We start from the raw sequence: 2,781 nt of genomic DNA, 5'->3' as shown, positions 1-2,781 counted from the left end.
ACAGTGGATTCAACGAAGCTCCACGAATTTAAACCGAAAAACATGCGGAACAATCCGGGCCACCCTCGTGCGTTCCCGTTACCAGCGAACAAGAGAACGTACTACTTCCCAGACAGTACCATCTTTTTTTTCGGCTGTTGAATGAGACAAAATCTCACGCTGCCCCGTTGCCGACATGCTTGATACGAGGCCTTTACGCTCCATTTCCTCCACGAGTCGGGCGGCACGGTTGTAGCCAATCTTGAGGTGCCGCTGTACTAACGAAATGCTGGCCTTACGGTTTTGTATAACCACATCGACCGCGCTTTCGTACAAGGGATCCATTTCTCCATAAAACTCCCCTAAGTCCTTCGTCTCAGCCATTAGCATCTCAGCTTGCTGAATGATTTCGTTTAGAGGGCGCTGATTGGATTGTTCAATTAGGTGCGTGGCTTGGCTACCCGTCGACTCAGGTTGCACGCTAACTGCCTGACTTGCAATAAGGGTGGTGATACCGAGTCGCTCATGAAAGTTCGTCAATTCACTCTGGTGTAAGAGATGCACATCCGAAGCGCTTGCCAATTGACGTGCAGACACAGTGAAACTAGCATTTGACACAACAGCGGCAAATTGCGCGCGTTCAAATTGACGACCAGCAATAATTTCCTGAACCGCTGCATTGCCTACTGGCTTCGAGTACAGCTTGCATTGGAGCACCAATTTCTGGCCCTCATGCTCGGCCACTACGTCGATACCCTGGTCACCACTTGCTTTGGTTACGCGAGTAGACCAACCTGCCCGGCTTAGCTGGGCAGCACAGGCTGTCTCATACTCCAGAGGAGTCGTGCTAACCGTAACATCAAGCCCATCGCCCATCTCGAAGTTGGTGCCACGTAGGTAAGAACCAAAAGCCTCTTGATAGACATTTTGGGGACTTTGGCCGCTGAAGAAGAATGACCAAATATCAGAAGACACGCCCTTGAGCATTACTGTGTTGATGAAATAGTCTCGCTCAATAAAAAACTTGTCGTAAATCTCAGTCCCATACGCGTCTTTATAGATGGTCTGCTGCATCTTGGTTGCGAGCGTCTTCCCGTGTATACGAACTATTTCACTTAGTGCGTTAGTCAACTCAACCGTCAATTGTTTCTTCTCTTCAGCCAATCGATCATCGTTGGTCTGCAGCGCAAGTTCAGTTGTCACTTCAGCGTTCCCCTGTGTAAGTGCTCAGATGGATTCAAATTTCCCCAAGCGGGACGACTAAATTATCACTATTTTGGCATCACTGGATCAACAAAGGATAGTTTCCTTGCCACTTGACATAACCCCCGTCGCAACCAAGGCTACCGAATCGCAGCACCCCAATGTCAGCAACCCGATCCAGTTGCCCAGCAGCGGAGCTGGGTTTGCCTGTGACTTAAAAAGATCTAAGCGCCGTCGCGCACCCACAGAGGCTTGCCCACGCGGTGGATGTGCGACAGCAGGGCCGCATTGTCAATGTGGGATAGCAAGGACAAATCCATCGTCCAGGGCAACATCAAATCGTCTGCGGCAGTACACAAGTGCAGAAAGCGCGCGCTCTCCATACCGGGCGCGTCCAGGGTGATGTCGATGTCGGAGCCATTGCGGTAATTTCCCATGGCGCGTGAGCCGTACACAGTGGCCCTGCGTACTTCTGGGTAGGCTGCAAACAATCCCCTCAACAGACCTATGGCGCGTGGCGACAAGCCAAACTCGGGGAAATCTGGGGCGTCGGACCCAGCCTTGGCTGGACCAGGCGTATCAAGCGTCTGCACGCCCGGCGATCTCCAGCATTTTTGCCTCAAACTGCGAGAACAGCGGGGCGTAACGTTCTGCTACGGCCTGCGTCAGCGTGTTGGCAACATCCAGGTTGTAGGTATGCACTGACAGGTTGCGCCCTTCGATCATGGCCATCCAACCCTCGCCGTCCATAATCAACTCGGCAGCAAAGGCGGCGCGGGTCGAATCCCGGGAGGCAAGAATTTGGGTGTTCCCCAGGCTGCGCAGGTAATCTTTCATGACTTTCCAGGCCATTTCGTGGGTGAACTCAAACGCCTGGATCAAGCCTTGCTGTTCCAATTCACTCAAAGAACGGGTGTGTCGCAGTGCTACCGCCTTGGATAGTTGGCGCAAGGCGGCACCGAAGCTCTGCAATCGTTGCTTCCACCGGACATCGTCAGTAGAAAATTCCGTCATGGCCCATTAACCATTTAATTCATCAGCGCGCGCTTGCGCTGCTTCAAAGTCCAGGTCGCCGCTGTAAATGGCGCGGCCGCAAATGACGCCTTCGACACCTTCGTCTTCCACCGCGCACAGGGATTCGATATCGGCCATGGTGCTCAGGCCGCCCGAGGCGATGACCGGGATGCTCAGGGCCTGCGCCAGCTTGACGGTGGACTCGACGTTGATGCCGCTGAGCATGCCGTCGCGGCCGATGTCGGTGTAGATGATGGATTCCACGCCGTAGTCTTCAAATTTCTTGCCCAGGTCCACCACGTCATGGCGGGTCAGTTTGCTCCAGCCGTCGGTCGCCACTTTGCCGTCCCGGGCGTCCAGTCCAACAATGATGTGGCCGCCAAACGCGGTGCAGGCGTCTTGCAGAAAACCGGGGTTCTTGACCGCTGCCGTGCCGATGATGACGTAGCGCAGGCCGGCATCGAGGTAGCGCTCGATGGTGTCTAGGTCGCGGATGCCGCCACCCAGCTGCACATCCACCTCGTTGCCCACTTCCTTGAGAATCTTGCGAATGGCCATCTCGTTTTTCGGGTGCCCGGCAAACGC

General features: G+C 54.4%; 3 protein-coding genes and 2 pseudogenes. All 5 read right to left on the bottom strand.

Going from position 1 to position 2,781, the window contains the following annotated elements; translation table 11 throughout:
• Positions 1 to 78: 78 nt before the first annotated feature.
• Positions 79 to 330 (bottom strand): annotated as a pseudogene (locus tag B3V69_RS16645) (DNA translocase FtsK); the annotation flags it as partial.
• Positions 331 to 522: 192 nt separating this feature from the next.
• A pseudogene (locus B3V69_RS16640) lies at positions 523 to 855 on the bottom strand (restriction endonuclease); the annotation flags it as partial.
• A gap of 551 nt (positions 856 to 1,406) precedes the next feature.
• Positions 1,407 to 1,775: a nucleotidyltransferase domain-containing protein gene (locus B3V69_RS16635; protein ID WP_296448121.1), complete on the bottom strand. Its 369-nt coding sequence runs from the start codon at positions 1,773 to 1,775 to the stop codon at positions 1,407 to 1,409.
• Positions 1,762 to 2,196 (bottom strand): nucleotidyltransferase substrate binding protein, encoded by a 435-nt coding sequence (locus B3V69_RS16630; protein WP_296448120.1) that lies wholly within the window; start codon positions 2,194 to 2,196, stop codon positions 1,762 to 1,764. Before B3V69_RS16630 ends, B3V69_RS16635 begins: the two co-directional genes overlap by 14 nt.
• A gap of 6 nt (positions 2,197 to 2,202) precedes the next feature.
• Positions 2,203 to 2,781 (bottom strand): 1-(5-phosphoribosyl)-5-[(5-phosphoribosylamino)methylideneamino] imidazole-4-carboxamide isomerase (locus B3V69_RS16625; protein ID WP_296448119.1); only part of this gene is annotated, 579 nt, incomplete at its 5' end.

The sequence above is a fragment of the Rhodoferax sp. UBA5149 genome, from assembly GCF_002413825.1.
In the GTDB taxonomy this organism is placed as follows: domain Bacteria; phylum Pseudomonadota; class Gammaproteobacteria; order Burkholderiales; family Burkholderiaceae_C; genus Rhodoferax.
This window is presented reverse-complemented; position numbering and strand designations above follow the sequence as displayed.